General features: G+C 43.7%; 2 protein-coding genes and 1 pseudogene. 2 read left to right on the top strand and 1 reads right to left on the bottom strand.

The genetic code is table 11. The features are described from left to right. Nucleotides 1-209 precede the first annotated feature (209 nt). Nucleotides 210-761 (bottom strand): hypothetical protein, encoded by a 552-nt coding sequence (locus VN447_RS23025; protein ID WP_325528763.1) that lies wholly within the window; start codon nucleotides 759-761, stop codon nucleotides 210-212. Between the two features lie 352 nt (nucleotides 762-1113). Here VN447_RS23025 and cysK point away from each other — a divergent pair, with 352 nt between their 5' ends. Both cysK and VN447_RS23015 read left to right on the top strand, forming a co-directional pair. Next, nucleotides 1114-2049: a cysteine synthase A gene (cysK, locus tag VN447_RS23020; protein ID WP_325528761.1), complete on the top strand. Its 936-nt coding sequence runs from the start codon at nucleotides 1114-1116 to the stop codon at nucleotides 2047-2049. Nucleotides 2050-2107: 58 nt separating this feature from the next. Further along, a pseudogene (locus VN447_RS23015) lies at nucleotides 2108-2256 on the top strand (C40 family peptidase); the annotation flags it as partial. Between the last annotated feature and the right edge of the window lie 399 nt (nucleotides 2257-2655).

Below are 2655 nucleotides of genomic sequence, written 5' to 3'. Positions count from 1 at the left end.
GTTTTTGGTGTAGGATTTATGTGTGTAAGGTTTTTCATGGCAGTTTAATTTTACACTGAGAGGCAGGTTCTGCGGAACCTGCCTCTCGTATTTTTTTCAAAAATTTAGGGGCCGCCTCAATTTCTTATTGAGACAGCCCCTTTTACTTTTGACCCGGTTAAGTAATAATTCTAAAGCAATGGGCAGATGAAGCTGCCTGAGGGTTACGGTTAGTTGGCATGATGCGTGGAGTGCATGTTCTGAGGCATAGAGTTTTGCAAAGAGATACGATTTTGATCTTTGGTAACATTGCGTCCGCCGGCGAAAACTTCTTTCCATTCATTTACCATCTTTTCTGAAACTTTCCAGGTAAGCGTATTTTTGTTGTCGAAGGCGACGCGGAGCGAGACTTTTTTGGCATTTTGTATACTGGCGATTTGTGCGGGCGTGAATTCAAAAATGCCAAGGTCACTAGTACGATCCCTATATGTATCAACTAGCTTCAAATCAGAAACAACGCCGTCGATAACTAATGTTGTTTTGTCAGAAAACAAATAATACGTCGGGTTATCGAACGAAGGATCGGCTATGCTAAGCGTAATGGTTGGTAAAGATTTTTCTTTTGTATACTGTACTTTTATGGAATCCCAAGGACCGCTTAAGTATGTTTGGCTAATGTAGGTGGTTGTGTCGTCTTTATTAACCTTAGTACTGACAGCGGCATCAGCGGAAAGTGAAAACAATAATGAGGTGGCAACTAAAATCCCTGCTACTTTTTTCATGTTGTAAATCCTCCTAGATATTTGTTAGGAATATCGGCTTCCTGAGTTAAGTATAGTCATATTGCATGAATTTCTAATGAATTACCTGTGAATAAATTATGTTTTTTTGGGTGTTACGGCTAACTCTGCCGTGCATGCCCTCATGTATTTACAATATTCATTAGTTTTTCGCAAGAACTTCATAACTTTTACATAATGAAACGTTATAATAAAATAGAGTTTGTGGTTGGCGAAAACATGCATTATTGATGTGCATTGACGGGGCCGCTCAACCGCTGAATTTGATTTGCAGCCTAGTACTGCGGTTGAATTTAGTAAACATCTATATTTCAATATCAAGGAGAGATGCGTAATGACTAAGATTGCAAAGAATTTAACGGAGCTTATTGGAAATACGCCGCTACTGGAGTTAGCAAACTATGTGAAGGCGAAAAATCTGGATGCTACCATCCTGGCAAAGCTGGAATACTTTAATCCTCTAGGCAGTGTTAAAGACCGGATTGCTTTCGCTATGATTGTGGATGCTGAAAGAAAAGGTCTGATAAAGAAGGATACCGTCATCATCGAACCGACTAGTGGCAATACCGGAATCGGTTTGGCTTTTGTGGCGGCTGCCAAAGGGTACCGCCTAGTATTAGCTATGCCGGACACCATGAGTATGGAGCGGCGCAACGTGCTTAAGGCTCTCGGCGCGGAGTTGATACTCACTCCTGGTGCAGAAGGCATGAAAGGTGCGATCAAAAAAACCGAAGAATTGGCCACCGAAATTCCGAATTCGTTTATTCCGCAGCAGTTTAAAAACCAAGCTAACCCTACTATACATAAGCAGACAACAGCCGAAGAAATTTGGCGGGATACTGATGGAAAGGTGGATATTTTTGTCGCTGGGGTTGGCACAGGCGGAACACTGAGTGGTGTGGGCGAAGTATTGAAACAGCGCAACCCCAGGGTAAAAATTGTAGCGGTTGAGCCGTTTGATTCGCCGGTGTTATCGGGCGGAAAACCGGGCCCGCATAAACTACAGGGGATTGGCGCCGGCTTTGTGCCCGAAATTCTCAACAAGGATGTTATTGATGAAGTTTTACAGGTTAAAACTGAGGAAGCTTTCGGCGAAGCCAGAACCGTGGCTCGGATAGAAGGCCTGCTAATTGGGATATCAAGTGGCGCCGCACTGGCTGCGGCTAATCAGTTGGCGCTGCGGAACGAAAACGCAGGCAAAACCATTGTTGTACTGCTGCCAGATACCGGGGAACGGTACTTGACTACCGCTTTGTTTCAGGAGCTGTAAAGAATAGTGCAGGCGATAACAAGACCGGCGTGGACGTATGCGGGTGCGACTTGGTGTTTTTCAAACATATGAGCCTGGCCCGTCACATAATGGTATTTACCTTGGTGATGGTAAGTTTATTGTGCGTCTTCCAGTCGTGGTATAGCCATTGACCGTCTTGACAGCTCGTACTGGGGCCCGCGGTATATTGGTACCCGGCGGGTATTGCAGTCGCAGTTTTTAATATTCACAGTAAGAATGCCCCAAGCTTTTTCGGTTGCGAAAAGCTTGGGGCATTTCCATTTTGGAAAGCGGGTTAAGTAAGAAAAATAGAGTATAGACAAGTGAGTAGAATTGTCTGGTGGCGGAAACCATAAGGAAGATAGCATTTCACATATATGAGTGATATCTTATAGTGAACAAATTCCAGAATGAGCGAACCAAGCCGTTCTTGAGGCCGTGCTAAAACTAAGGTTCAACATGGCCTCTTTTTTTTCTACGTCGGCTCAATTAACGAACTGATATCATTTTCCAATTGTTTAAGGTATTCAATTGGATTCTTGCGAAAGCGTCTTCTCATCGTACTTTCGTTAGTACGAGCTTGCCATTGCTGTCGAACTCGCTTAT

Origin of the sequence: Sporomusa sp., assembly GCF_035561155.1 — a bacterium.
Classification (GTDB): Bacteria; Bacillota; Negativicutes; order Sporomusales; family Sporomusaceae; genus Sporomusa.
The sequence above is the reverse complement of the archived record's forward strand: the minus strand, read 5'-3'. Positions and strand labels throughout refer to the sequence as shown.